Source organism: Streptomyces sp. NPDC045701 (assembly GCF_056432045.1).
In genome coordinates, this window is sequence record NZ_JBWKJV010000002.1 from 151,843 (window position 1) to 178,355 (window position 26,513).

The following is a 26,513-nucleotide window of genomic DNA, read 5'->3' on the forward strand; positions in this document are numbered from 1 at the left end:
GGCCTCGACGGCGGGGGCGGCGACGGGCGCGGCGGCCTGCGGCTCCTCGACCGGAGCCTCCGCCACCTGCGGGGCACCCGCCGGGGCGGTCGCCTTACGGGTGGCGCGGCGACGCGTACGGGCCGGAGCCGCCTCGGCGACCGGGGCCTCGACGGCGGGGGCGGCGACGGGCGCGGCGGCCTGCGGCTCCTCGACCGGAGCCTCCGCCACCTGCGGGGCACCCGCCGGGGCGGTCGCCTTGCGCGTGGCGCGGCGGCGCGGACGCGCCGGAGCGGCCTCGGCGGCCTCGCCGGACGCCTCGGCGAGGGAGGCCACATCGGCCACCTCGGCCGCGGGCGCCCCGACGACGACCTCACCGGCCGGGGCGTCCCCGGCGGCCGCCGTCACCGGCGGTCCGGCGGGGCGCGACGCGGCGCGGCGACGGCGGCGCGGCGGCAGCGTGTCGCTGGGAGAGGCGTTGTCCTCGTTGTGGTTACCGGCGGTGGCGCCGGTTTCGTTCGGCTCGAGCATGCGGGCGGTTCTCCCGTCACGCTCCCGGGCGCCGCGTCTGGCGCGGCGCCGCACGGGAGCTGTTATGTCTGGCTCGCCGGTTCCGTACGCGTTGTACGCACGGCCTGGCGAAAGTCTCCTGTGGGTGTACGCGGCCCGACCCAGGTGGCTCCCGAGTGCCAGGGCCGCGCTATGACGACAGCCCTACGCGGAACCTGCACCTGTCGGCTCCGGGGCGGCGGCGGGTCCGGCGGCCTTTTGTGGGGCGGCCGTGACTGCCTCGCGGTCGGGCGCGAGCGGGTCGGTCACCGTGCCGGACTCCTCGTCGAAGAGCCCCTGCGCCAGCCTGGTCACCGCTGCGGGGACCGGCGGCGCCAGGTCGGCCACAGCTCGGAGACCGGACAGGACGTCGTCGGGTCGCACGGCAGGTGTCACGTGCCGAACAACCAGCCGCAGTATCGCACAGGGCCCCTGCCCCGGCCTATCGGACGGCGCGGGAGTGGCCTCCAGTCCTGCCACGGCGGCCCGCGCGTCGAAGGTGCGCATCCCGTTCTTCGTCCTGCGCTGCACCTCGACGGCGTCGGCGGCGAGGAAGGCGGCGACGGCGCGCTCGGCGTCCTCGGCCGCCACCCCTTCCAGGCGCAGCTCCCAGACGGAGGCGGTCAGCCGGTCGGCGAGACCCGGCGTACGTGCCTCGACGGCGTCGGTGATGTCGAGTCCGTCCGGCAACGACTCGTCGAGCAGTTCGCGCAGCTTCTCCGGGTCGCGCCGCTCGGTGAGCGCGATCTCCAGGAACTCGGCCTCGGAGCCCGTGCCGGTGGGGGCGGCATTGGCGTACGAGACCTTGGGGTGCGGTGTGAAGCCGGCCGAGTACGCCATGGGCACCTCGGCGCGGCGCAGCGCGCGCTCGAAGGCGCGCTGGAAGTCGCGGTGGCTGGTGAACCGGAGGCGGCCGCGCTTGGTGTAGCGCAGACGAACGCGCTGCACTGCCGGTGCGGGCGGCGGGCCTTCGGGCTGTCGCTTGCCCAGTGGTTCTTCTCCTCGGTGCGGGGCGGGCGCGGTGGCGCTCCGCCCACGAAATTCGGGCGGCTCCCGGGGGTCCCGCCCGGCTCACCCCCGCTTGCGCAGGGAGATCTCGGGTGCGGGCGCCACGCCGGGCGCAGTCGTTGTACTACCCAGACTACGCGCCGGAGCACCTGCCGGTTCCCCGGCCCGTCCCACCGCCGGTCCGCCGACCAGCGCCCGCCACGCGTCCCGGCGGGCCCGGCGCACCGTTTCGGCGGCCGAGGCGAGCGCCACCCGGGTGGCGCGCCCCGCCGTGACTGCCGCGTCGCGGACCGGCCGCCACAGGTGGTCGCGCAGGGCGTGCCCGACCGGGGCGCACACGTTCCGGTAGCACCAGACCAGCGGCCGGCCCACCAGGTTCCGGCCCAGCCACTTCAGCGCGCGCCCCAGGGCCCGCGAGACGTACCCGGCGCCCCGCCAGGCCATGACGAACGTCCACCCCACCGGGGAGAGCACCCAGCGGTACAGCCACCGCGCGGACGGGTCGAGGACCCACCGGTACAGCCACACCAGCGGGACGACGATCCCGTACCGCACCACGGGCACGACGACGTACCGCCACAGCGCCACCCAGGGCCACACGATCAGCGCCTTCGCCAGCCACAGCAGCGCCCGCCCCAGCGGGACGAGCGCCCACCGGTACAGCCACCGCGCCGGTACCACCACCAGCGTGTCCGCCAGCCACAGCAGGGCGCGCCCGAGCGGGGCGAGGACCCACCGGTACAGCCATCCGGCCGGCTTCACCAGCCCGTACGTCACCAGCGCCCCCGCCAGCCACGCCAGCCCCCGCGCGAACGGCGCGAGGACGTGCGCGTACAGCCACACCACGGGGACGACCAGCAGCAGGTACAGCATCCGGCCGAGCGGCCTCAGCACGACCCGGTCGAGTGCCCGGCCGCACACGGCCAGGGCGTCCCACACCACACGCACGGGCAGGACGACGAGCAGCACCACGATCCGCACCGGGATCCTGATGGCCGCCGTCAGGCACCCCTCGGGTTCACGCTTCTCCACGTCCATGCCCGACAGGACGCAAGCGGCCCGGCCTGGGGTTCTTCCCGGGCCGGGCCGTTGCGCGGACGTTACGCGGCTACTTGACGACGGTCAGCGGAAGCAGCTTCTTGCCGGTGGGGCCAATTTGTATGGCCGTGTCCATCTGCGGGCAGACACCGCAGTCGAAGCACGGCGTCCAGCGGCAGTCCTCGACCTCGGTCTCGTCGAGGGCGTCCTGCCAGTCCTCCCAGAGCCAGTCCTTGTCGAGACCGGAGTCCAGGTGGTCCCAGGGCAGGACCTCCTCGTAGGTGCGCTCGCGGGTGGTGTACCAGTCGACGTCCACGCCGAAGGAGGGCAGCGTCTTCTCGGCGCACGCCATCCAGCGGTCGTAGGAGAAGTGCTCGCGCCAGCCGTCGAAGCGGCCGCCGTCCTCGTAGACGGCGCGGATGACGGCGCCCACGCGGCGGTCGCCGCGCGAGAGGAGGCCCTCGACGATGCCGGGCTTGCCGTCGTGGTAGCGGAAGCCGATGGAGCGGCCGTACTTCTTGTCGCCGCGGATCTTGTCGCGGAGCTTCTCCAGGCGGGCGTCGGTGTCCTCGGCGGACAGCTGCGGCGCCCACTGGAAGGGGGTGTGCGGCTTGGGCACGAAGCCGCCGATGGAGACCGTGCAGCGGATGTCGTTCTGCCCGGAGACCTCGCGGCCCTTCTGGATGACGCTCATCGCCATGTCGGCGATCTGAAGGACGTCGTCGTCGGTCTCGGTGGGCAGGCCGCACATGAAGTACAGCTTCACCTGGCGCCAGCCGTTGCCGTACGCGGTGGCGACCGTGCGGATCAGGTCCTCCTCCGAGACCATCTTGTTGATGACCTTGCGCATGCGCTCGGATCCGCCCTCGGGGGCGAAGGTCAGGCCGGACCGGCGGCCGTTCCTGGTCAGCTCGTTGGCCAGGTCGACGTTGAAGGCGTCCACGCGGGTGGACGGCAGCGACAGGCCGACCTTGTCCTCCTCGTACCGGTCGGCGAGGCCCTTGGCGATGTCACCGATCTCGGAGTGGTCGGCGGAGGACAGCGACAGCAGGCCCACCTCCTCGAAGCCGGTCGCCTTGAGACCCTTCTCGACCATCTCGCCGATGCCGGTGATGCTTCGCTCCCGCACGGGGCGCGTGATCATGCCGGCCTGGCAGAAACGGCAGCCGCGGGTGCAGCCGCGGAAGATCTCGACGGACATCCGCTCGTGCACGGTCTCGGCGAGCGGGACGAGCGGCTGCTTCGGGTACGGCCACTCGTCGAGGTCCATGACGGTGTGCTTGGACACCCGCCACGGGACGCCGGACCTGTTCGGTACGACGCGGCCGATGCGGCCGTCGGGGAGGTACTCGACGTCGTAGAACGCCGGGATGTACACGGAGCCGGTCTTCGCGAGGCGGAGGAGGACCTCCTCGCGGCCGCCGGGGCGGCCCTCCGCCTTCCAGGCGCGGATGATCGAGGTCATGTCGAGCACGGCCTGCTCGCCGTCACCGATGATCGCGGCGTCGATGAAGTCGGCGATCGGCTCGGGGTTGAAGGCCGCGTGGCCGCCCGCGAGGACGATCGGGTCGTCGAGCGTGCGGTCCTTCGACTCCAGCGGGATGCCCGCGAGGTCGAGGGCGGTGAGCATGTTGGTGTAGCCGAGCTCGGTGGAGAAGCTTAGGCCGAACACGTCGAACGCCTTGACCGGCCGGTGGCTGTCCACGGTGAACTGCGGCACCCGGTGCTCGCGCATCAGCGCTTCGAGGTCGGGCCACACGCTGTACGTGCGCTCGGCGAGCACGCCCTCGCGCTCGTTCAGTACCTCGTAGAGGATCATGACGCCCTGGTTGGGCAGCCCGACCTCGTAGGCGTCCGGGTACATGAGCGCCCAGCGCACGTCGCAGTCGTCCCACTCCTTGACCGTGGAGTTGAGTTCACCGCCGACGTACTGGATCGGCTTCTGCACATGCGGAAGCAGAGCTTCGAGCTGAGGGAAGACGGACTCGGCAGGCATCTGGCGAACCTTCGTGAGCTGGCAGGGCGACTCTCAAGCGTAACCCGCTCGGAGTCACCCTCCCGACGGCGATCACGGAACGCCGGTACGGTCAGGCCCGCAGCCTGCCCGGCCGCGAGGCCCTCGCCCACACCTCGGGCAGCTCCTGTTCGCGCTGGGCCCCACATGCCTCCTCCTGGCCGTACAGCAGGCCCCAGGTGAAGGCGGTCTCGCCGGACAGGTGGGCCTGGACGGCGAGGTCGCGCAGGGTGTCGCGGGCGACGACGCTGTCCTGGTGGTCGCCGAGGACCTTCTGCACGGCCTTCACCCGCTTGCCGAACCGCCGCGCGGGCCCGCCCAGCACCGGTACGGCCGTCTCGGCGGCGTACCGGACCCGCTTGGCGGCCTTGCGGGCCTCGTGCAGGGCGACGTCGCGGTCGTGGCCGGCCGGGAGGGCGAGCGCGCGGTCGACGCGGACGGCAAGCCGCTCGTGGTCCTTCACGAGCGCGCGGGCCAGCACCGGGCCCGCGTCCTTCCGGGCGGCGGGCCGCAGCGGCGGGTCGGCGAGGAGGGCGGCCAGCGAGTCCAGCAGGGCGGTGTAGCGGTCGCTGTCGAGGACGGCGAGGGTGCGTTCGCGCGCCGCGGCGCGGCCGGCGCCGGCCCAGGCGCGCAGCCGGCCCCGGACGGGGCCGAGGAGCAGGGTGACGGGCAGCCCGTCCACGCGGGCAGTGAGCCGCTCGGTGAGGACCTCCTGGTCGCGGTCGACGCCGAGCTCCCGGGCCAGCCACTTCAGCTCGTCGGCGACGGGCCCGGTGGCGGCCGGGTCGAGGACCTTCCGGTACGTGCGGAAAGCGCTGCGCAGGCGGCGGGTGGCGACCCGCATGCTGTGCACGGAGTCGGGCAGGTCGCGGCGTACGGCGGCGTCGTAGGTGGCCAGTTGGTCGGCCTGTTCGCGCAGGTGGGCGAGGATGCGGCCGCCGGCGGTGCCGTCCTTCGCGGGGGCCGGTGGGGGCGGGGTGCCGGTGGCCTGGAGCGCCCTGGCGAGTTTGGACGCCGCCCGGGAGGGCTTGAGGCCCTTCTTGCGGAGCCGTTTGTCGACGGCGTCGAGGAAGGCGGGGTCGCCGTCGTCGGCGAGCTCCACCTCGATCTCGGTCCACTCGGCGGTGCCGCCGTCCCCGCCGGAGAGGCGCTCGGCGCTGACCGTGTCGGTGCCGGCCTCGGCGAGGAGGGTGCCGTCGCCGTCGACGAGGTGGCGCACCTCGCGGCGGGACCGGAGCCGCACCAGCGGGACGAGCGGGGCGCCGCGGGTCCGGGCACGGACCAGGCCGGCCAGGGAGCCGGGTACGTCGTCCTCCAGCGGGGCGCGCACTTCGTCCCGCACGCCGGGGGCGACCGGCAGTTTCAGGTGCCAGCCCGCGTCGTCGCCGCCGGTGCGGCGGCGCAGGGTGAGGGACGCCGCGGCGAGGCGGAGGTCCTCGGTGTCGTAGTAGACGGCGTCCAGCTCGACGACGCCCTGGTCCAGGACCGCCGCGACGCCGCGTACTCCGGTGAGGTCCGGGAGCCGGGTGTCGGGGTCCGCCTCGTACTTCCGCTCGATCTCGCGCTTCGTGTCCGCCCTCATTCGCATTCAAGTGCCCACGGGAGCGACGTTCATGCGGTCTACGCGGTGAGCGGTCGTTGCACCCTGATCGACTGGAGCAGCCCGATCGCCACCCAGACCGCGAACATCGACGATCCGCCGTACGACACGAACGGCAGCGGCAGGCCGGCGACCGGCATGATGCCGAGAGTCATGCCGATGTTCTCGAAGGACTGGAAGGCGAACCAGGCGATGATCCCGGCGGCGACGATCGTGCCGTACAGCTCGGTCGTCTCGCGGGCGATCCGGCAGGCGCGCCACAGGACGACGCCGAGGAGCGCGATGATCGTGACTCCGCCGATGAAGCCGAGCTCCTCGCCGGCGACCGTGAAGATGAAGTCGGTCTGCTGCTCGGGGACGAACTGACCGGTGGTCTGGTGGCCGTTGAACAGCCCCGCCCCGTACAGGCCGCCGGATCCGACGGCGATGCGTGCCTGGTTGGTGTTGTAGCCGGCGCCGGCCGGGTCGAGCTCGGGGTTGGCGAAGGCGGCGAACCGGTTGATCTGGTACTGGTCGAGGACGCCGAGCGCGGCGACGAGCACCGCGCCGATGACGCCCGCGCCGATCAGCCCGAAGATCCATCGGTTGGAGGCGCCGGAGGCGAGCAGCACGCCCAGCACGATGACGACCATCACCATCACCGACCCCAGGTCGGGCATCAGCATGACGATGGCCATCGGCAGGACGGCGAGGCCGAGGGACTTGGCGACCGTGCGGTGGTCGGGGTGGAGCTGGTCTCCCGCGTCGACCTTGGCGGCCAGCAGCATCGCCATGCCCAGGATGATCGTGATCTTGACGAACTCGGACGGCTGGAGGGAGAAGCCGCCGCCGATGACGATCCAGGCGTGGGCGCCGTTGATGGTGGCGCCGAGCGGGGTGAGGACGAGCAGGACGAGCACCACCGACAGTCCGTACAGGACCGGCACCGCGCCCCGCAGGGTGCGGTGGCCGAGCCAGACGGTGCCGATCATCAGGACGATGCCGATTCCGGCGTTGAGGACGTGGCGGAAGAGGAAGGCGTACGGGTCGCCCTCGGTGAGTTCGGTGCGGTTCCGGGTCGCCGACCACACCAGCAGCGAGCCGATGAAGGACAGCGCGATCGCGGCGAACAGCAGCGGCCAGTCGAGCCTGCGCACCATCGAGTCGCGGGCGGTGAGCCTGCCCCAGACGCCGCGGTCGGGCGCGTAGCGGGCGACGGAGAAGTTGTTGGTTCCGGCCATCGTGGTCAGTCCCTCCGGTGCGGGGGCGGACCCGCGAGCTGCTGCTCCCCGTCGCCCTCGCCCGGGTCGACCTTCTGGGCTTCGGGGTCGTACGGCGTGACGGGCGGAGCCTCGATGGAGCCGTCCGGCTGGACCTTGGGCAGGGCGGCCTGCGGCCTGGGCAGCAGGGCGCGCTTGAGGTCCTGGTTGCCGGCGTCGTCGAGACCGTAGAGGGCGTCGTAGATGTTGCGCACGGCGGGGCCGGAGGCGCCGGAGCCCGTACCACCCTGGGAGATCGTCATGACGACGGTGAAGTCGTCGGTGTACGTCGCGAACCAGGAGGTGGTCTGCTTGCCGTAGACCTGGGCGGTGCCGGTCTTGGCCCGCATGGGGATCTTGTCCTGCGGCCAGCCGCCGAACCGCCAGGCGGCGGTGCCGCCGGGTTCGACGACGGAGCGCAGGCCCTTGTCCAGGTTGCTGATGGTCTCGGCGTCGACCGGCAGCCGGCCACCCGCCCGGGGCTTGATCTCCTCGACCTTCTTGCCGTCGGGGCTGATCACGGCCTTGCCGATGGTGGGCTTGAAGAGGGTGCCGCCGTTGCTGATGGCGGCGTAGGCGGTGGCCATCTGGATGGGGGTGACCAGGACGTCGCCCTGGCCGATGGCGTAGTTGATGCTGTCGAAGGCCTTGAGCTGGTTGCCCTCCAGGCAGCTCTCGTAGGCGATCTGCTCGACGTAGCTGCCGCCCTTCTTGCCCTGCTTGCACCAGGCGTCCTTGTTGGCCTCCCAGAACGTCTGCTTCCACCGGCGGTCGGGGATCCGGCCCTTGACCTCGTTCGGCAGGTCGATGCCGGTCTCCGAGCCGAGGCCGAACTCGCGGGCGGTCCGGTAGAACCAGTCGTGGGCGTTCTTCTTGGGCTTGAGGCCGCCGTCGCGCTGCCACTCCTTGTGGCCGAGGGCGTAGAAGACGGTGTTGCAGGAGAACTTCAGTGCCTCGCCGAGTGAGATGGGGCCGTGGCCCTTGGACTCGAAGTTGGCGAAGCTGCGGCTGCCGAGGCTGTAGGAGCTGCTGCAGTTGTAGCTGCCGTCGAAGGGGTAGCCGGCCCGCACGGCGGCGCTCGCCGAGACCACCTTGAAGATGGAGCCGGCCGGTGCCTGGCCCTGGATGGCCCGGTTGAGCAGCGGGTAGTTGGAGTTCTTGCCGGTGAGCTTGGCGTACTCCTTGCCGGAGATGCCGCCGACCCAGGCGTTGGGGTCGTAGTCGGGCTGCGAGGCCATCGCGACGACGCGGCCGGTCTTGGACTCCATGACGACGACGGCGCCGGAGTCGGCCTCGTACGGGCGGCCGGTGATCCGGTCGGTCTCCTTGCGGACGGTCTTCATCGCCTGGTGCAGTTCGTACTCGGCGACGGCCTGGACCCGGGCGTCGATGCTGGTGACGACCGTGGAGCCGGGCCGGCCGGGGTCGCTCTCCGCCTCGCCGAGGACCCGGCCCAGGTTGTCGACCTCGTAGCGGGTGACCCCGGCCTTGCCGCGCAGCGCCTTGTCGTACGTGCGCTCCAGGCCGGAGCGGCCGACCATGTCGGAGCGGAGGAACGGCGAGTCGGAGTCCTTGGCCTTCTCGATCTCCTCGTCGGTGACGGGTGAGAGGTAGCCGAGGACCTGGGCGGTGCGGGCGCCGCCGGGCGCGGTGTAGCGGCGTACGGCGGTGGGTTCGGCGGTGATGCCGGGGAAGTCCTCGGCGCGCTCGCGGATCTGGAGGGCCTGCTGGGTGGTGGCCTCGTCGGTGACGGGGATCGGCTGGAAGGGCGAGCCGTTCCAGCAGGGCTGCGGGGTCTTGGAGTCGCAGAGGCGGATCTTGTCCATGACCTCCTTGGGCTTCATGCCCAGGACCCCGGCCAGCCGGGTGAGGACGCCCTTGCCGTCGTCCTTCATCTTCAGCAGCTCGGTGCGGGACGCGGAGACCACGAGGCGGGTCTCGTTGTCGGCGAGCGGGACGCCGCGGGCGTCGAGGATGGCGCCGCGCACGGCGGGCTGGACGACCTGCTGGACGTGGTTGTTCTTCGCCTCGTCGGTGTACTCCTTGCCCTGCCGGATCTGGAGGTACCAGAGGCGGCCGCCGAGGGTGAGGAGCAGGGAGAAGACCAGGACCTGGATGACGATGAGCCGGATCTGGACCCGGGGGGTCCGCCCGGTCTCGGGGATGTTGCTCATGACGCGGTTGCCCCCTGGGTCACAGTCGCTTGACGCCCTTGATGCGTCCGGCTCGCGCCGCCCGGTTGCGGGCGGCCCTCATGCGCAGTACGCCGCGCTGCTCGCCGATCCTGAGGCCGGTGCCGTTCGCCATGAAGCCCGAGGCGACGTCGGCGCCGGTGCCGGGGGACTCGGCGAGGGGGTCGTTCTCGGCGCGTCTGGCGAGCGCCATGATCAGCGGGACGGTGAAGGGCGCGAGCAGCAGGTCGTAGACGACGGCGGTGGCCAGCAGGGAGACCAGGCCGACGTGGCGTGCCGCGGTGTCGCCGACGAGGGCGCCGACGCCCGCGTACAGCAGGGTCGAGCCGGCGGCCGCGACGACCACCATGACCATGGGGCCGGTGGCGGAGCGCAGCTGGCCGTTCCCGGGCTTGGCGAGGCCCACCAGGTAGCCGATGACGCACAGCACCAGGGCGTACCGCCCGGCGGCGTGGTCGGCGGGCGGGGCGAGGTCCACGAGGAGCCCGGCGCCGAAGCCGATCAGGGCGCCGCTGACGTGCCCGTAGACCAGGGAGAGGCCGACGACGACGAGCAGGAGCAGGTCGGGGACGGCGCCGGGGAGCTGGAGGCGCGCCAGGATCGACACCTGGACGACGAGGGCGACGACGACGAGCGTCGTGGAGAGCAGGATCCGGTTGAAGCGCATGGTCACTCCCCCTCCGGCTGCCCGCTCGGGGCCCCGCTGGGCGCGGCCGGGGACGGGGTCACCGTGACCGTGACGGTCGGCTCGGGTGTGGGCTTGGGCGGCAGCACGGTGTCGCGGGGGTCGGTGCGCGGGGCCTGGACGACGACGCCGACGACGTCGAGCTTGCTGAAGCCGACGTACGGGCGCACGAAGATGTTGCGGGTGAGGTTGCCGGTGGACGGGTCGACGCGGATGACCTCGCCGACCGGGACGCCGGGCACGAACGGTCTGTCGGCCCGCGAGCCGAAGGTGACGAGCCGGTCGCCCGGCTTGACCTTGGCCTTGCCGTTGAGGAGCTGCACGGACAGCGGGCGGTCGCCCTGGCCGGTGGCGAAGCCCAGCTCGTCGGAGCGCTCCATACGGGTGCCGACGGTGAAGTCGGGGTCGCTGGCGAGGAGGACCGTGGAGGTGCCGGGGCCGACGGTGGTGACGCGGCCGACGAGCCCGTCCCCGTTGATGACGGTCATGTCCCGCTTGATGCCGTCGTCGGATCCGGCGTCGATGGTGACCGTCCAGGAGAAGCCCTGGGCGGCTCCTATGGCGATGACCTCCGCCGCCTTGATGCCGTACTGGCCGGCGCCGGCCTTCTTCAGCAGGTTGTCGAGTTCGCGCACGCGGCTGCGGTTGCGGTCGTCGCTGCCGAGCTTGGCCCTGAGCGCGGCGTTCTGCCGCTCCAGCTCGGCGATGCGGTCGTGGCGTTCGCCCGAGTCCCGTACGGCGGCGATGGCGTTGCCGACCGGGTTGACGGCGGACGCGACGCTGTTCTCGACGGGGCCGAAGACCGTGGCGGCTGCCCGCCGGGCGCCGTCGACGGGTGACTCCTCGCCGCCGCGGATGTCCACCGTGATCAGCGCGAACGCGATGGCGACCAGCAGCACCAGGAGCAGCCGGCTCTCTCGTGTGTCCCTCACGTGGGGCGGCCGTGCCTTCCTCGTAGGAATCTCGCAGGAAATGCTCGTAGGAAATGTATGTGCCGTTATACCAACCGGAGCAACCGGCTCAACGAGCAGCCGTACGGGTCCGACAGCACCCGTACGGCTGACTCGTGGGCTCCGCTACCTGCGCGGCTGGGCGTCCAGCACCTGCTGGAGCGCCTCGAACTCCTCGACGCACTTGCCGGAGCCGAGCGCCACCGAGTCCAGCGGGTCCTCGGCGATGTGGATCGGCATGCCGGTCTCCCGGCGCAGCCGCTCGTCGAGGCCCCGCAGCAGGGCGCCGCCGCCGGTGAGGACGATGCCGCGGTCCATGACGTCGCCGGACAGTTCCGGCGGGCACTTGTCGAGGGTGGTCTTCACGGCGTCGACGATCGCGTTGACCGGCTCCTCGATGGCCTTGCGGACCTCGGCGGCCGAGATGACGACCGTCTTGGGGAGCCCGGAGACCAGGTCCCGGCCGCGGATCTCGGTGTGCTCGTCGGTCTCGAGGTCGTACGCCGAGCCGATGGTGATCTTGATCTGCTCGGCGGTCCGCTCGCCGAGCAGGAGGCTGTACTCCTTCTTGACGTGCTGGATGATGGCGTTGTCCAGTTCGTCACCGGCCACCCGGATGGACTGTGCCGTGACGATGCCGCCGAGCGAGATGACGGCGACCTCGGTGGTGCCGCCACCGATGTCGACGACCATGTTGCCGGTGGCCTCGTGGACCGGGAGGCCGGAGCCGATGGCGGCGGCCATGGGCTCTTCGATGATGTGCACCTGGCGGGCGCCCGCCTGCGTGGACGCCTCGATGACGGCGCGGCGCTCGACGCCGGTGATGCCCGAGGGCACACAGACGACGACCCGCGGGCGGGCGAGGTAGCGGCGCTTGTGGATCTTGAGGATGAAGTAGCGGAGCATGCGCTCCGTGATCTCGAAGTCGGCGATCACGCCGTCCTTCAGCGGGCGGACGGCCACGATGTTGCCGGGCGTCCGGCCGATCATCTTCTTCGCTTCGGCGCCGACCGCCAGGATGCCGCCGGTGTTGGTGTTGATCGCGACGACGGACGGCTCGTTGAGGACGATGCCGCGACCCCTCACGTACACCAGCGTGTTGGCGGTCCCGAGGTCGACAGCCATGTCACGGCCGATGAACGACATTGAGTTCCCCTTGTTTCCCATGAGGATGCGTCGGGCCTTCCCAATTAGAGCGTTGACGGCTTCTCAGGTCGGCGAGGTGGGTGGTGTGGCGAGGAGATTCACATCGTAGTCCCGCCTGCGCGGACACGGCGCGGTGGCCCGCCTCTGTATAGGTGACGATGTGACGGAGCGATGCGTTCCCGGTCGGCACGTTCATATGCCGAAGGGCGACCGAAATTCCTTCGGTCGCCCCAGGTCATGAGCGCTGTATGGCTGACAGCGGCTCAGGAAATGCCGGGGAAGAAAATCTTCAGTTCCCGAATGGCGGACTCCTCGGAGTCCGAGGCATGGATCAGGTTCTCCCGGACGATGGTGCCGAAATCACCACGGATGGACCCGGGTGCCGCGGCAATCGGGTCGGTCGGTCCCGCCAGTCGGCGTACACCCTCGATGACCCGCTCGCCCTCGACCACCAGCGCGACGACCGGCCCGGACGACATGAACCCCACCAGCGGCTCGTAGAACGGCTTGCCCTTGTGCTCGCCGTAGTGCTGCTCCAGCGTCTCCTGGTCCAGGTGGCGCAGCTCCAGCGCGGTGATGGCCCATCCCGCCTTGCGCTCGATGCGGCCGATGATCTCGCCGATCAGGCCGCGGCGTACGGCGTCGGGCTTGAGGAGGACGAGCGTGCGCTGGGTCATGTGTGTACGGCTCCTTGCAGGCATACATGTGCGGTGAGCCGAGGCTACAGGGACGGCGGCCCGGCCCGGCACGGGGTCCCGGGTTCCACGGCGGTACGCCACCGCCCCTGGCGGGGTGGGCGTCAGGGGGCCTGGGCCGCCCACTTGGCCTTGGCCTCGTCGATCCTGCGGCCGAAGTGGACCGACGCCCACCACAGCCCCGCGAACACCGCGCCCAGGAAGAACATCACCGGCACGACGAAACCGCTCAGGATCAGCGCCACCTGGAGCGCCCATCCGAGCTGTGTCCCGCCCGGCCGGGTGATCATGCCGCAGAGCAGCACGCTCAGGACCATGAGGACGCCGCACACCGTCCAGACGGTGCCCATGGACAGGCTGTCGTCCTTCATGGCCACCAGGCCGGCGAAGCCGATCACGAAGAACTCGCCGATCAGCGTGGAAGCACAGAGCGTACGCATCAGAGACCTCAGCCCTTCCCGAGCAGCAGCCGGGCCTCGCCGACCGTGATCACCGAACCCGTCACGAGGACGCCCGCCCCCGCAAACTCGGACTCCTCCTCCGCCAGGGTGATCGCCGCCTCCAGCGCGTCGTCCAGCCGCGGCTCGACCACCACCCGCTCGTCGCCGAAGACCTCGACGGCGATCGCGGCCAGCTCGTCCGCGTCCATCGCGCGGTGGCTGGAGTTCTGAGTGACGACGACCTCCGCGAAGATCGGCTCGAACGCCTCCAGCAGGCCCCGGACGTCCTTGTCACCGCTCGTGCCGACGACACCGACCAGCCGGGAGAAGCCGAACGCCTCGCTGATGCCCTCGGCCGTGGCCCGCGCGCCCGCCGGGTTGTGCGCGGCATCCAGCACCACGGTCGGGCTGCGCCGCACCACCTCCAGGCGGCCCGGCGAGAGCACGGAGGCGAACGCCCCGCGGATCCGGTCGAGGTCCAGCGTCCGCGCCTCCTGGGCGCCCACGCCGAAGAACGCCTCGACCGCCGCCAGCGCCACCGCCGCGTTGTGCGCCTGGTGCGCGCCGTACAGCGGCAGGAAGATCTCCTCGTACTCGCCGCCGAGCCCGCGCAGGGTGAGCAGCTGCCCGCCGACCGCGACCTCACGGGAGACGACGCCGAACTCCATGCCCTCGCGGGCCACCGTCGCGTCCACCTCGACGGCCTTCTTCAGCATCACCTGCGCCGCGTCCACCGGCTGCTGCGCCAGGACGACGGTGGCGCCCTGCTTGATGATCCCCGACTTCTCGCCGGCGATCTCCGCGGGCGTCGAACCCAGCCGGTCCGTGTGGTCCAGGTCGATGGGGGTGACGACGGCGACGTCGCCGTCGATCACGTTTGTCGCGTCCCAGCTGCCGCCCATGCCGACCTCGACGACCGCCACGTCCACGGGTGCGTCGGCGAACGCGGCGTACGCCATACCGGTGAGGACCTCGAAGAAGGACAGCCGGTACTCCTGCGAGCCGTCGACCATCTCGACGTACGGCTTGATGTCCCGGTACGTCTCGATGAACCGCTCGTGGCTGATCGGAGCACCATCCAGGCTGATCCGCTCGGTGATCGACTGCACGTGCGGCGAGGTGTACCGCCCGGTGCGCAGGTCGAACGCGCCCAGCAGCGCCTCGATCATCCGGGCGGTGGACGTCTTGCCGTTGGTCCCGGTGATGTGGATCGACGGGTACGCGCGCTGCGGCTCGCCCAGCACGTCCATCAGCGCCGCGATCCGCGACACCGACGGCTCCAGCTTGGTCTCGCCCCAGCGGGTGGCCAGCTCCTGCTCCACCACCCGCAGCGCCTGGTCGACCTCCGGGTCGGCGGGCCGCGAGGGCACCGCCTCGGCGGCGTCGGGCGGACCGGCCTGGGTGCGCAGCGTACGGCTGCCGGCCTCGATCACCGCCAGGTCGGGATCTCGGTGGGTCTCGGCTTCCACGATGTCGTCGAAGTCGTCGCTGTCGCTGGACGGGGGCTGCTCACTCACGGGGCCAGTCTACGGAGCCCCGCCGACAACACCGGGACCGGTGCCGCGACGGCGGGAGTGCGGGGCGTGTGCCCCCCGCGCCCCCGCCGTACGGGTCACGCCTCGGGGAGGTTCGCCAGCTGGTTCTCGATGCGGGCGATGTCCTCGTCGGCCTTGGCCAGGCGCGTACGGATCTTGTCGACGACCTGGTCGGGCGCCTTGGCGAGGAACGCCTCGTTGCCGAGCTTGGCCTCCGCCTGCCGGCGCTCCTTCTCGGCCGCCGCCAGGTCCTTGGTGAGGCGCTTGCGCTCCGCCGCCACGTCGATGGTGCCCGACAGGTCGAGCGCGACGGTGGCGCCCGCGACGGGCAGGGAGGCGGTGGCGTGGAAGCCCTCGCCCTCCGGCTGGAGGCGCAGCAGCTGGCGGATGGCGGCCTCGTGCGGCGCGAGCGCCGTGCCGGTGAGGTCCAGACGGGCCGGGACCTTCTGGCCGGGCTGGAGGCCCTGGTCGGAGCGGAAGCGGCGGACCTCGGTGACGACCCGCTGGACGAGCTCGATCTCCTTCTCGGCGGCCTCGTCGCGGAAGCCCGAGTCGGCCGGCCAGTCGGCGATGACCAGGGACTCCTTGCCGGTGAGCGAGGTCCACAGCGTCTCGGTGACGAACGGGACGACCGGGTGGAGCAGCCGCAGCGTCACATCGAGGACCTCGCCCAGGACGCGGGCCGAGACCTTGGCGGGCTCGCCGCCGCCGAAGAACGTGGTCTTCGACAGCTCGACGTACCAGTCGAAGACCTCGTCCCACGCGAAGTGGTAGAGGGCGTCGGAGAGCTTCGCGAACTGGAAGTCCTCGTAGAACGCGTCGACCTCGGCGACCGTGGCGCCCAGGCGCGAGAGGATCCACCGGTCGGTCGCCGACATCTGCGACGGCTCCGGCAGCGGGCCGTCCACCGTCGCGCCGTTCATCAGCGCGAAGCGGGTGGCGTTCCAGATCTTGTTGGCGAAGTTGCGGGACGCCTGGACCCAGTCCTCGCCGATCGGCACGTCGGTGCCGGGGTTGGCGCCACGGGCCAGGGTGAAGCGGACGGCGTCGGAGCCGTAGGCGTCCATCCAGTCCAGCGGGTCGACGACGTTGCCGAACGACTTGGACATCTTCTTGCCGCGCTCGTCACGGACGAGACCGGTCAGCGCGATGGTCTTGAACGGGACCTCGCCGTCCATCGCGTACAGGCCGAACATCATCATCCGGGCGACCCAGAAGAAGATGATGTCGTGGCCGGTGAGGAGGACGTCGGTGGAGTAGAACTTCTCCAGGTCCGGCGTCCGCTCCGGCCAGCCGAGCGTGGAGAACGGCCACAGGCCGGAGGAGAACCAGGTGTCCAGGACGTCGGTGTCCTGGGTCCAGCCCTCGCCGGTGGGCGGCTCGTCGTCCGGTCCGACGCAGACGACCTCGCCGTCCGGGCCGTACCAGACGGGGATGCGGTGGCCCCACCACAGCTGGCGCGAGATGCACCAGTCGTGCATGTTGTCGACCCAGTCGAAGTACCGCTTCGACATGTCCTCGGGGTGGATCTTCACCCGGCCGTCGCGGACCGCGTCACCGGCCGCCCGGGCGAGCGGGCCGACCTTGACCCACCACTGCATCGACAGGCGCGGCTCGATGGTGGTCTTGCAGCGCGAGCAGTGGCCGACGGAGTGGACGTACGGGCGCTTCTCGGCGACGATCCGGCCCTGCGAGCGCAGCGCGCGGACGACGGCGCTGCGCGCCTCGAAGCGGTCCAGGCCCTGGAAGGGACCGTGGACGGTGATGACGCCGCGCTCGTCCATGATGGTCATGGACTCCAGGCCGTGGCGCCGGCCGATGGCGAAGTCGTTCGGGTCGTGCGCGGGGGTCACCTTGACGGCGCCGGTGCCGAACTCGGGGTCGACGTGCGTGTCGGCGACGACCGGGATGGTGCGGTCGGTCAGCGGCAGCTTGATGCGCTTGCCGACGAGGTGCCGGTAGCGCTCGTCGTCCGGGTGGACGGCGACCGCGGTGTCACCGAGCATCGTCTCGGCGCGGGTCGTGGCGACGACGAGCGTCTCGTCGCCCTCGCCGTACCGGATGGAGACGAGCTCGCCGTCGTCCTCCTGGTACTCCACCTCGATGTCCGAGATGGCGGTCAGGCAGCGCGGGCACCAGTTGATGATGCGCTCGGCGCGGTAGATGAGCTCGTCGTCGTACAGCCGCTTGAAGATGGTCTGGACGGCCTTGGACAGGCCCTCGTCCATGGTGAACCGCTCGCGCGACCAGTCGACGCCGTCGCCGAGGCGGCGCATCTGACCGAGGATCTTGCCGCCGTACTCCTCCTTCCACTGCCAGACGCGCTCGACGAACTCCTCGCGCCCCAGGTCGTGGCGGGACTTGCCCTCCTCGGCGAGCTGCTGCTCGACCTTGTTCTGGGTGGCGATGCCGGCGTGGTCCATGCCGGGCAGCCACAGCGCCTCGTGGCCCTGCATCCGCTTGCGGCGGGTGAGGGCGTCCATCAGCGTGTGCTGGAAGGCGTGGCCCAGGTGGAGGCTGCCGGTGACGTTCGGCGGTGGGATGACGATGGTGTACGGGGGCTTCTCGCTCTTCGCGTCGGCCGTGAAGTAACCGCGCTCCACCCAGCGCTCGTACAGCTTCCCCTCTACCTCGGCCGGCGCGTACTGGGTCGGCAGTTCGGGGACGGATGCTGGCGGCTGCTGAGTGTTCTCGGTCACGGGCCACAGTTTAGAGGTGTCACAGGCCCGTACTGAAACGGGAATGTTCGGTAACGGTGTGACCCCCGCCGCCCCGCCCGGCAGGGCTTTCGGTCAGGATGTGAGGAACGCATAAGCATTCGGATGGGGGAACCCCTTAAATGAGTCACAACCAGCCGGGCCCGTACGGCGGACAGCCCCAGCAGCCCGGACCGTACGGTCAGCCGGGCCCTTACGGCCAGCAGCCGCAGGCGCCCCAGCCCGGCTACGGCTATCCCCAGCAGGCCCCGCCCCCGCAGGGCGTTCCCCCGCAGGGTTACGGCTACCCCCAGCAGCCCGGCCAGCCCGGCCAGCCGGGCCCCTACGGCCAGCCCCCGCAGCAGCCCCCCTACGGCGCGGGCCCCGGCGCCTACCCCCCGCCCCCGCCGGCCCCCGGCGGCGGCAGGAAGAAGACGGGCCTGATCCTCGGGGCCGTGGCGGCGGTGGCGGCCATCGCCGTGGGCGCGTACTTCGTCCTCGGCGGCTCGGGCGGCGGCGCGGACCTCGCGGACGACGGCCCGCACAAGCTGGTGACGCCGGAGAAGGTGCTCGGCGAGTACAAGAAGGGCAAGAGCGACGGCGGTTCGTCCGACGACGAGGACCTGCTCAAGGAAGCCGCCGCGTGGGGTGTGAAGGACGCCAAGGAGGTCGAGGCGGGGTACCAGGCCGGCGACGAGAGCAACCCCTTCGCCTCCAAGATGCTTCAGTTCGGCGGCGTCTACGGGCAGATCGAGGACCCCGAGAAGGTGGTGGACGCCTTCTTCGCCCACATGAAGGCGGAGTCCGAGAAGGACGCCGACGGCGACGCCAAGCTGGTCGGCAGCCCGCAGGCCTACGAGCCGGCGGGGCTGGAGAACGCCGTCCTGAAGTGCCAGCAGATGAAGGGCCTCACGGGCGCCTCGTCCGGTGAGGGTCCCAAGGACGTCACGCTCACCGTGTGCGTCTGGGGCGACCACAGCACCCTCGGCATGGTGATGCCGATCGACATGGCGAGTGCCATGACCGGCAAGGGCGGCGACCCGGCCGCGGCCGCCGACACGACCGCGAAGCTCCGCAAGGAGGTCCGCGTCAAGGCCTGATGCCCCGCGCGACACATCGAAGGGCGCCCCGCCGGTCGCTGGAACCGGCGGGGCGCCCTTCGGTGTGCGTGGCCGCTACGCGGACTTCTCGTGGCGGCCCGGGTCCTTGACGACCCTCGGGACCAGGGTCGGGTTGACGTTGTTGTGGACGACGTCCTCCGTGATGACCACGCGGGCCACGTCCTTGCGGGACGGGACCTCGTACATCACCGACATCAGGACCTCCTCCATGATGGCCCGCAGGCCGCGCGCGCCGGTGCCGCGGAGGATGGCCTGGTCGGCGATGGCCTCGAGGGCCGGGCGGTCGAAGTCCAGCTCGACGCCGTCGAGTTCGAACAGGCGCTGGTACTGCTTGACCAGCGCGTTGCGGGGCTCGACGAGGATCTTCAGGAGCGCCTCGCGGTCCAGGTTGTGGACCGAGGTGATGACGGGGAGCCGGCCGATGAACTCGGGGATCATCCCGAACTTCACCAGGTCCTCCGGCATGACCTCCTGGAACTGGTCGCTCGCCTCGATCTCCCGCTTCGAGCGGATCGTCGCACCGAAGCCGATGCCCTTGGCGCCCGCTCGCGATTCGATGATCTTCTCCAGACCGGCGAAGGCGCCGCCCACGATGAACAGCACGTTCGTCGTGTCGATCTGGATGAACTCCTGATGCGGGTGCTTGCGCCCGCCCTGCGGGGGGACCGAGGCCGTGGTGCCTTCGAGGATTTTGAGCAGGGCCTGCTGGACGCCCTCGCCCGACACATCGCGGGTGATCGACGGGTTTTCGCTCTTACGGGCGACCTTGTCGATCTCGTCGATGTAGATGATGCCCGTCTCGGCCTTCTTGACGTCGTAGTCGGCGGCCTGGATGAGCTTCAGCAGGATGTTCTCGACGTCCTCGCCCACATACCCGGCCTCCGTGAGCGCCGTCGCGTCGGCGATGGCGAACGGGACGTTGAGCATCCGGGCCAGGGTCTGGGCCAGGAGCGTCTTGCCGGAGCCCGTGGGGCCCAGCAACAGGATGTTGGACTTGGCGAGTTCGATCGCGTCGTCCCGGCCCTGCGCGCCGCCGTTCTCACCGGCCTGGACGCGCTTGTAGTGGTTGTACACAGCGACGGAGAGGGCCTTCTTCGCGGGCTCCTGCCCGACGACGTACCCCTCGAGGAACTCGTAGATCTCGCGCGGCTTGGGAAGTTCCTCCCACCGAACCTCGGAGGTCTCGGCGAGCTCCTCCTCGATGATCTCGTTGCAGAGGTCGATGCACTCGTCGCAGATGTACACACCGGGACCTGCGATGAGCTTCTTCACCTGCTTCTGGCTCTTTCCGCAGAACGAGCACTTGAGCAGGTCGCCGCCATCACCGATGCGTGCCACGAGGTGCTTCCCCTTCGCCTGGGAGCGGCTTGGTTCAGCCGACTCCTGGTGCCTCATATTCGACGGTACCTTGCCGGGCCCCGTGTTCGGGCCCCCCTTGGCACGGTTCACACCGTGCCAAGGGAAGGTGGGGGCGTCAGGCTGCCGCCGCTGCGGTGCTCTTGCGGGTGGAGACGATCTGGTCCACCAGGCCGTACGCCAGGGCGTCCTCGGCCGTGAGGATCTTGTCGCGCTCGATGTCGTCGCGGATCTTCTCGATCGGCTGGGTGGAGTGCTTGGCCAGCATCTCCTCCAGCTGCGTACGCATGCGCAGGATCTCGTTGGCCGCGATCTCCAGGTCGGAGAGCTGCTCGCGGCCGGTGCCGCCGGACGGCTGGTGGATCAGCACGCGCGCGTTCGGCAGGGCCATCCGCTTGCCGGGGGTGCCGGCGGCCAGCAGCACGGCCGCGGCGGACGCCGCCTGGCCCATGCAGACCGTCTGGATGTCCGGCTTCACGAACTGCATCGTGTCGTAGATGGCCGTCAGCGCGGTGAAGGAGCCACCGGGGCTGTTGATGTAGATGGAGATGTCGCGGTCCGGGTCCATCGACTCCAGGCACAGCAGCTGCGCCATGACGTCGTTGGCGGAGGCGTCGTCGATCTGCACGCCGAGGAAGATCACGCGCTCCTCGAAGAGCTTCGCGTACGGGTCGTACTCACGCACGCCCTGCGAGGTGCGCTCGACGAAGCGCGGGACGACGTACCGGTTGTCCACCTGCGGGCCGGTGTAGAGGCCGCTCGCGGAGAAGTTGCTCATAAGGGTGTTCACCATCCTGGTGGCGTTCGGCGGGGCTGGGAGGCAGGGGGCGGGCCGGCTCAGGCGCCGGTGCCGCCACCGCCCGGAACGCCCGCGGCGGCAGACATGATGTCGTCGATCAGGCCGTACTCCTTGGCCTCCCCCGCGGTGAACCAGCGGTCGCGGTCACCGTCACGGATGATCGTCTCCACGCTCTGGCCGGAGTGGCGCGCGGTGATCTCGGCCATGCGCTTCTTCGTACGGAGGAGGTACTCGGCCTGGATCTTGATGTCCGAGGCGGTTCCGCCGATGCCGGCGGAGCCCTGGTGCATCAGGATGTCGGTGTTCGGCAGCGCGAAGCGCTTGCCGGGGGTGCCGCCGGTGAGCAGGAACTGGCCCATGGAGGCCGCCATGCCCATACCGATGGTGACGACGTCGTTCGGGATGTACTGCATGGTGTCGTAGATGGCCATGCCGGCCGTCACCGAGCCACCCGGGCTGTTGATGTACAGGTAGATGTCCTTGTGCGGATCGGCGGCAAGGAGAAGCATCTGCGAGGTGATCTTGTTGGCGATCTCGTCGTCGACCTGCTGGCCGAGGAAGATGATCCGCTCGCCGAGCAGCCGGTTGTAGACATGGTCGCCGAGGCCACCACCGATGGACGGCTCACCCGCGGCGTAAGGCATCAGATTCGTCACGTATCCACCTGCTCGTCTCTGACGGCTCCGGCCGTCTCAGCGTGTTGCGTACTGGGGGCGGGTACTCCCCTGCCCTCGTATTCATGGACCCTAACGCGCAGGTCGGACAACGCCATCCCGGTTCCCGAACTGTTCGCTGGGAGCGCAAGGTAGTTGGGCCGACGAGGGACGGCCGGGGCCCGTACGGCGACGGGCCCGATCGCACGCGGGTGCGGATCGGGCCCGTCGGACCGTTCGTGCCGGGTCCGGGCTGTGTCAGGCCTCGGTCTTGTCCTCGGCCTTGTCCTCGGACTCCTCGGCGGAGGCCTCGGCCGTCTCGGCGGTCTCGTCCTCGTCGTCGTCGAGCTCGACCGGCTCACCGTTGGTGTCGACGACCTTGACGGCCTCGACGACGACCGCGAGGGCCTTGCCGCGGGCGACCTCGCCGACGAGCATCGGCACCTGGCCGCCCTCGACGACGGCCTTGGCGAACTGGTCGGGGCTCATGCCGGAGGAGGCCGCACGCCGCATGAGGTGCTCGGTGAGCTCCTCCTGGTTGACGTTGAGCTTCTCCTTGTTGACCAGTTCGTCCAGGATGAACTGGGTCTTGATGCCCTTGACCGCCTGCTCGCGGGTCTCGGTCTCGAACTCCTCGACCGTCTTGCCCTGGAGCTCCAGGTACTTCTCCAGGGTCAGGCCCATCTGACCGAGCTGGTGGTGCTCCAGGTTGTGCTTGCGGGTGTTGACCTCGTCCTCGAGGAGCTTCTCGGGGATCGGCACCTCGGCCAGCTTCAGCAGCTCGTCCAGGACGCGCTCCTGGGCCTGGGTGGCCTGGTCGTACCGCTTCATGTTCTCGAGGCGCTTGCGGCTGTCGGCCTTCAGCTCCTCGAGGGTGTCGAACTCGGACGCCATCTGGGCGAAGTCGTCGTCGAGCTCGGGGAGCTCACGGGCGGCGACCTGGGTGACCTTGACGGTGACCTCGGCCTCCTTGCCCTCGGCGGAGCCGCCCTTCAGCTCGGAGGTGAAGGTGGCCTCGCCGCCGGCCTCCAGGCCGGTGACGGCCTCGTCGATGCCGTCGAGGAGCTCACCGGAGCCGATCGTGTACTGCACGCCGCTCGCGACGCCGTCCGGGAGGACCTCGCCGTCGACCTTGGCCTCCAGGTCGACCGTCACGACGTCGCCCTCGGCGGCGGCGCGCTCGACCGGGTTGGTGGAGGCGAAGCGGTCGCGCAGCTGCTCCACGGACTTCTCGACGTCCTCGTCGGACACCTCGACGGCGTCGACCGTGACCTCGATGCCGGAGTAGTCCGGGATCTCGATCGACGGGCGGATGTCGACCTCGGCGGTGAAGGCCAGCAGCTCGCCGTCCTTCAGCTCGGTGATGTCGACCTCGGGCTGACCCAGCGGGTTGACCTCGGCCTCGTTGACGGCCTCGGTGTAGAACTTCGGGAGGGCGTCGTTGACGGCCTCCTCCAGCACCGCACCACGGCCGAACCGCTGGTCGATGACACGAGCCGGGATCTTGCCCTTGCGGAAGCCCTTGACCGTGACCTGCTGGTTGATCTTCTTGTACGCCGCGTCGAGGCTGTCCTTGAGCTCCTCGAAGGGCACCTCGACAGTGAGCCGAACCCGGGTCGGGTTCAGGGTCTCCACGGCGCTCTTCACGGTTCGGTCTCCTTGGTGGCTGATTCTTGGATTCTGCCGGTGCCGCTTGCGGCGGTTCCGGCCGATTCGGCCCGGTCAGAGAGACACACGGGCACGCAGCTTGCATAGTAACCGCAAGCGGGATGAGGCCCACAATGTGATCTTGGTAGCGCACATAATCCGGCGCTTCCGGTGTGGTCGGGGTGGCGGGATTTGAACCCACGGCCTTCCGCTCCCAAAGCGGACGCGCTACCAAGCTGCGCCACACCCCGTCGGTGCGACACGTAGGGTACATGCCCCACGGCGCTGAGTCGGCACGATCGAGGGGTGTGCGACGACCGGGCCCGACCCGCTACGATGACCATGCGTTCGCGCCGGGGTCGGTGACCCTCGGTGCGTTGCTCGCGGGCGTAGCTCAATGGTAGAGCCCTAGTCTTCCAAACTAGCTACGCGGGTTCGATTCCCGTCGCCCGCTCCATCCGGCCGCGGCCCGGCGAGAGACGTCTCTCCCCGGGCCGTCTCCGTTTCCGGCGCGCGGGGCTTCCGGGCTCCCGGAAGCGGGGGCTCAGCGTCAGGCCATGTTGGCCTTGAGGTGGTCGATCACCTCGTGGAACGCGCCGCTCGGCGAGATGTCGAGGTACTCGCAGTCCTCCAGGGCCTCGGGGGCGTGGCCGGGCGGCCAGTAGAAGGCCTGCCCCGCCTCGTAGTCGTCGTGGCCGTCCTTGGTGTACATCCGCAGCCGGCCCTTGAACATGTAGCCCCAGTGGGGGCACTGGCACAGGTCGTCCGGCATGCCCTTGAGGGCCGGCCGCATGTCGGTGCCTCCGGGAAGGGTGACGAAGGCCGCCGTCGTGTCGCCTCCGACCTCCCGCATCCGCAGTTCCACGCCGCCGCCCTCGATGGCGACCGGGGTGTCGGCGCGTGTCGTCGCCGTCATGGCTCCTCCTCGCACGGGTTCCCTTCCAGTCTCGGCCGGTCGGGGAGGCGCGGCGACCGGAGCCCCCTCAGAAACTGATCTGGTTGATCGTGGCCGCGACCGAGTCGAGGAATCGCTGTATCGACGGCGCCATGCCGGACGAGGCGAGGAAGAAGCCGAAAAGCACGGCGACCACCGCCGGCCCGGCCTTGAGGGAGCCGCCGCGGATCAGCACCACGAGGATGACCGCCAACAGCACCACCACGGACAGTGAAATGGCCACAACTGATCACACACCCTCGGTCGGTCCGCCTTGCCGGCCCCGGGGTGCGCTGCTCGGCGCCCCCCGTTCGGTCCATCGTGCCATCAACATCTCCCCGTGTGGGGCCCGCTGACACATCGTTCGCACGAGTTCGCGGACGGGCTCCGGCCGCCCCGGTGGGCGTCCGGAAAGACGGACGGTGAATTCAGTGGACCCGTCCCTTGCCGCACACATATTGGTCACAGGAAATTCTCAGCGTGTCCGGCCAGTAATTCTCCGTCGAAGACGGCATAAGAATTTGCCCTATTTGTGGGGGATTAATCGGGGCATATCATGCGGTCTAGGGTGGTGTCAGATATGAATGCAGCGGGGTTTCCCCGGGTTTTACGCATGGCCGGAGGCGTGGCTAGGGTGCCTCAGATGTTCCAGGCGCCGCATGGAAATCAGCAGACCCTGCTCCCCCCGGTCAGGGAGCCCGAGACCACCAGGAGCGCCCGCGGAGGCGGGGCGGACAGACCCGGCCGGGACGCGTTCTTCGACAACGCCAAGTACCTGGCGATCGTGCTCGTCGCCATGGCGCACGCCTGGGAGCCCGTCATGGACGGCAGCCGGGCCACCCGGGCGCTGTACATGTTCGTCTACACGTTCCACATGCCGGCGTTCATCCTGATCTCCGGGTACTTCTCGCGGAGCTTCACCGGCCGGCCCGACCAACTGAGGCGCCTGGTCACCGGTCTGGTCGTGCCGTACCTGGTGTTCGAGGTGGCGTACTCGCTCTACCGGCGCTGGGCCGGCCACACGCCCGACCAGGCCATCAGCCTGACCGACCCGATCTACCTCACCTGGTTCCTGATCGCCCTGTTCGTCTGGCGGCTCTCCACGCCCCTGTGGCGCGGTCTGCGCCACCCCCTCCCCGTCGCCCTGGCCGTCGCGGCGCTCGGTTCGCTCACCCCCGGCATCGGCCAGGACCTGGACCTCCAGCGGGTGCTGCAGTTCCTGCCGTTCTTCGTGCTGGGCCTGTCGCTGGAGCCCGGGCACTTCGAGCTCGTGCGGCGCCGCGCGGTCCGGGCGGCGGCCGTACCGGTGGCGCTGGGCGCCCTGGCGTTCACTTACTGGATCGCGCCGGACCTCCGCATGGGCTGGTTCTACCGCAGCACCAGCGCCGAGGAGCTGGGCGCGCCCTGGTGGGCGGGGCCGGTCATGACCTTCGCGCTGTTCGGCTGCGCCCTGGTGCTCACCGCGGCGTTCCTCGCCTGGGTGCCGCGCCGGCGGACCTGGTTCACCGTCCTCGGGGCGGGCACCATCTGCGGCTACCTGCTGCACGGGTTCCTGGTCAAGGCCATGGACTACTGGGCGCTCGTGCCCGGGTACGGGCTCGGCACCCCGCTCGGCAGGGTGGCCGTCACGGTGGTCGCCGCCGCCGCGGTGACGGCCCTGTGCACCCCGCCGGTGCGGCGGGCGCTGCGGTGGGTGACCGAGCCGCGGCTGGAGTGGGCCTTCCGGCGGGGCACGCCCTAGGTGTGTCGACCCGCGTGAACGATCGCGCGGCTCAATACGCCTGGCCGCCGAGCCCCAGCAGGGCGCGGGTGCGCGCGTACTTGGCCGCCAGCCGGGCCCGGGTCGCCTCGTCCAGGACGGCCAGGCGGTCCGGGTCGGCGTTGTGCGCCAGGTCGGCCTCCTTGACGAGGAGGGCGCCCGGCACGGCCAGGACCCGGGCGGTGTACGCCTCGAGGTCCTCGCCGGGCCGCTTGGTGAGCGCCAGCACCATGTCCTTGACGGCCTGCGGCAGGGCGGCGGCCCGGAGCCAGGACTCGGGCAGCCTGTCGTCCTCCACCGCGTCGTGCAGCCACGCCGCGGACACCTGGTCGTCGCCGCCGCCCCGGGCCCGTACACCTTCGGCGACCGCCCGGAGGTGCTCGGCGTAGGGGCGGCCCGCCTTGTCGGTCTGGCCCGCGTGGGCCTCCACGGCGATCGCCTCGACCTCGTCCGGTGTCAGGTACGGCATGGGGGCGCTC

General features: G+C 70.6%; 22 protein-coding genes, 2 tRNA genes and 1 pseudogene. 3 read left to right on the forward strand and 22 right to left on the reverse strand.

Annotation, left to right across the window (positions count from 1 at the left end; all coding sequences use genetic code 11):
• The 14 genes and pseudogenes from AC07DW_RS02940 to AC07DW_RS03005 form a co-directional block, all read right to left on the reverse strand.
• Nucleotides 1–510 (reverse strand): annotated as a pseudogene (locus AC07DW_RS02940) (hypothetical protein); the annotation flags it as partial.
• A gap of 183 nt (nt 511–693) precedes the next feature.
• On the reverse strand, nt 694–1,476 hold the full coding sequence (locus AC07DW_RS02945; RefSeq protein WP_478855840.1) for a TIGR03936 family radical SAM-associated protein: 783 nt from the start codon (nt 1,474–1,476) through the stop codon (nt 694–696).
• A 123-nt stretch (nt 1,477–1,599) separates the two neighbouring features.
• Entirely contained in the window at nt 1,600–2,574 is a 975-nt protein-coding gene (locus AC07DW_RS02950) for a hypothetical protein (RefSeq protein ID WP_478855841.1), read from the reverse strand.
• Nucleotides 2,575–2,644: 70 nt separating this feature from the next.
• Nucleotides 2,645–4,570, reverse strand: coding sequence for a TIGR03960 family B12-binding radical SAM protein (locus tag AC07DW_RS02955; protein ID WP_478855842.1), 1,926 nt, complete (start codon nt 4,568–4,570; stop codon nt 2,645–2,647).
• A 91-nt stretch (nt 4,571–4,661) separates the two neighbouring features.
• Complete coding sequence (locus AC07DW_RS02960; RefSeq protein WP_478855843.1) at nt 4,662–6,170, reverse strand: CYTH and CHAD domain-containing protein; 1,509 nt, start codon at nt 6,168–6,170, stop codon at nt 4,662–4,664.
• A 38-nt stretch (nt 6,171–6,208) separates the two neighbouring features.
• Nucleotides 6,209–7,408: a rod shape-determining protein RodA gene (rodA, locus tag AC07DW_RS02965; protein WP_478855844.1), complete on the reverse strand. Its 1,200-nt coding sequence runs from the start codon at nt 7,406–7,408 to the stop codon at nt 6,209–6,211.
• A gap of 5 nt (nt 7,409–7,413) precedes the next feature.
• Nucleotides 7,414–9,600, reverse strand: a complete 2,187-nt coding sequence (mrdA, locus tag AC07DW_RS02970; RefSeq protein WP_478855845.1) for a penicillin-binding protein 2 — start codon at nt 9,598–9,600, stop codon at nt 7,414–7,416.
• Between the two features lie 19 nt (nt 9,601–9,619).
• Entirely contained in the window at nt 9,620–10,285 is a 666-nt protein-coding gene (gene mreD, locus AC07DW_RS02975) for a rod shape-determining protein MreD (protein ID WP_478855846.1), read from the reverse strand.
• A 2-nt stretch (nt 10,286–10,287) separates the two neighbouring features.
• Entirely contained in the window at nt 10,288–11,235 is a 948-nt protein-coding gene (gene mreC / locus AC07DW_RS02980) for a rod shape-determining protein MreC (protein WP_478855847.1), read from the reverse strand.
• 144 nt (nt 11,236–11,379) lie between these two features.
• Nucleotides 11,380–12,399, reverse strand: a complete 1,020-nt coding sequence (locus AC07DW_RS02985) for a rod shape-determining protein (RefSeq protein WP_344355825.1) — start codon at nt 12,397–12,399, stop codon at nt 11,380–11,382.
• Nucleotides 12,400–12,662: 263 nt separating this feature from the next.
• Nucleotides 12,663–13,076, reverse strand: coding sequence for a nucleoside-diphosphate kinase (gene ndk, locus AC07DW_RS02990; RefSeq protein ID WP_478855848.1), 414 nt, complete (start codon nt 13,074–13,076; stop codon nt 12,663–12,665).
• A gap of 122 nt (nt 13,077–13,198) precedes the next feature.
• The gene (locus AC07DW_RS02995) at nt 13,199–13,534 is read right to left on the reverse strand and encodes a DUF4233 domain-containing protein (RefSeq protein WP_478855849.1); all 336 of its coding nucleotides are present in this window, start codon (nt 13,532–13,534) and stop codon (nt 13,199–13,201) included.
• Nucleotides 13,535–13,542: 8 nt separating this feature from the next.
• Complete coding sequence (gene folC / locus AC07DW_RS03000) at nt 13,543–15,051, reverse strand: bifunctional tetrahydrofolate synthase/dihydrofolate synthase (protein WP_478855850.1); 1,509 nt, start codon at nt 15,049–15,051, stop codon at nt 13,543–13,545.
• 95 nt (nt 15,052–15,146) lie between these two features.
• Nucleotides 15,147–17,768, reverse strand: a complete 2,622-nt coding sequence (locus AC07DW_RS03005) for a valine--tRNA ligase (protein WP_478855851.1) — start codon at nt 17,766–17,768, stop codon at nt 15,147–15,149.
• Nucleotides 17,769–17,908: 140 nt separating this feature from the next.
• On the opposite strand from AC07DW_RS03005, the gene AC07DW_RS03010 reads away from it, so the two are divergent.
• Nucleotides 17,909–18,865, forward strand: a complete 957-nt coding sequence (locus AC07DW_RS03010) for a hypothetical protein (protein WP_478855852.1) — start codon at nt 17,909–17,911, stop codon at nt 18,863–18,865.
• A gap of 75 nt (nt 18,866–18,940) precedes the next feature.
• On the opposite strand, the gene clpX is transcribed toward AC07DW_RS03010, so the two are convergent.
• The 5 genes from clpX to AC07DW_RS03035 form a co-directional block, all read right to left on the reverse strand.
• A complete protein-coding gene (gene clpX / locus AC07DW_RS03015; RefSeq protein ID WP_031070473.1) occupies nt 18,941–20,224 on the reverse strand; it encodes an ATP-dependent Clp protease ATP-binding subunit ClpX in 1,284 nt (427 codons plus the stop codon).
• A 136-nt stretch (nt 20,225–20,360) separates the two neighbouring features.
• Nucleotides 20,361–21,020, reverse strand: a complete 660-nt coding sequence (locus tag AC07DW_RS03020) for an ATP-dependent Clp protease proteolytic subunit (RefSeq protein ID WP_039946446.1) — start codon at nt 21,018–21,020, stop codon at nt 20,361–20,363.
• Nucleotides 21,021–21,079: 59 nt separating this feature from the next.
• On the reverse strand, nt 21,080–21,685 hold the full coding sequence (locus tag AC07DW_RS03025; RefSeq protein WP_478856046.1) for an ATP-dependent Clp protease proteolytic subunit: 606 nt from the start codon (nt 21,683–21,685) through the stop codon (nt 21,080–21,082).
• Between the two features lie 267 nt (nt 21,686–21,952).
• Entirely contained in the window at nt 21,953–23,341 is a 1,389-nt protein-coding gene (gene tig / locus AC07DW_RS03030; RefSeq protein ID WP_478855853.1) for a trigger factor, read from the reverse strand.
• A gap of 174 nt (nt 23,342–23,515) precedes the next feature.
• Nucleotides 23,516–23,592, reverse strand: a tRNA-Pro gene (locus AC07DW_RS03035).
• A gap of 132 nt (nt 23,593–23,724) precedes the next feature.
• Between AC07DW_RS03035 and AC07DW_RS03040 the strand changes: the two genes are divergently transcribed.
• Nucleotides 23,725–23,798 (forward strand) — tRNA-Gly (locus AC07DW_RS03040).
• 93 nt (nt 23,799–23,891) lie between these two features.
• Here the strand turns inward: AC07DW_RS03040 and AC07DW_RS03045 are convergent.
• Together AC07DW_RS03045 and AC07DW_RS03050 are read right to left on the reverse strand one after the other, a co-directional pair.
• The gene (locus AC07DW_RS03045; protein WP_478855854.1) at nt 23,892–24,257 is read right to left on the reverse strand and encodes a cupin domain-containing protein; all 366 of its coding nucleotides are present in this window, start codon (nt 24,255–24,257) and stop codon (nt 23,892–23,894) included.
• Nucleotides 24,258–24,324: 67 nt separating this feature from the next.
• Entirely contained in the window at nt 24,325–24,519 is a 195-nt protein-coding gene (locus AC07DW_RS03050; protein WP_478855855.1) for a hypothetical protein, read from the reverse strand.
• A gap of 399 nt (nt 24,520–24,918) precedes the next feature.
• Between AC07DW_RS03050 and AC07DW_RS03055 the strand changes: the two genes are divergently transcribed.
• The gene (locus AC07DW_RS03055) at nt 24,919–26,016 is read left to right on the forward strand and encodes an acyltransferase family protein (protein ID WP_478855856.1); all 1,098 of its coding nucleotides are present in this window, start codon (nt 24,919–24,921) and stop codon (nt 26,014–26,016) included.
• 31 nt (nt 26,017–26,047) lie between these two features.
• Here AC07DW_RS03055 and AC07DW_RS03060 read toward each other — a convergent pair whose 3' ends face one another.
• On the reverse strand, nt 26,048–26,503 hold the full coding sequence (locus tag AC07DW_RS03060) for an HD domain-containing protein (RefSeq protein ID WP_478855857.1): 456 nt from the start codon (nt 26,501–26,503) through the stop codon (nt 26,048–26,050).
• Nucleotides 26,504–26,513 lie beyond the last annotated feature (10 nt).